This is a genomic window from Holdemanella sp. MSK.7.32 (genome assembly GCF_024460475.1).
Lineage (GTDB): Bacteria > Bacillota_I > Bacilli_A > Erysipelotrichales > Erysipelotrichaceae > Holdemanella.
In genome coordinates this window covers 1-308 of record NZ_JANFYN010000140.1, presented here as the reverse complement: position 1 = coordinate 308, position 308 = coordinate 1, and the positions used below count along the sequence as shown (strand labels likewise).

The window sequence follows — 308 nt, the reverse complement described above, 5'->3', positions numbered from 1 at the left end:
TATCCCATGTGTCTCCTGCCTTCAATTTACACTGTTCTAAATCCTTTCGTGTTTCGAAGACAACATCGCCGATTATAATTTTACCGTTTTCCTTCAAGTAGTTACGCAAGTCTAAAAGGAAGTCTTTCTTTTGTGCATCCGTCAAATGATGCAGAGAGTATGTCGCAACAATATAATCATATCGAAAGTTACGCAACGGTTCGACAAGCCCTTTTGAAAAGTCCCCCTGATATAAATGTGCATTGGGCATTTCCTCAGATGCCAACTCAATCATCCTAGATGAAAAGTCCTGTCCATATATGGAACAC

At 39.9% G+C, this 308-nt stretch carries 1 protein-coding gene; it reads right to left on the bottom strand.

Translation table 11 applies throughout. From position 1 onward, the window contains the following. Nucleotides 1-265: class I SAM-dependent methyltransferase (locus tag NE544_RS12375; RefSeq protein WP_256269514.1), on the bottom strand; the 265-nt coding region annotated here is incomplete at its 3' end. Between the last annotated feature and the right edge of the window lie 43 nt (nucleotides 266-308).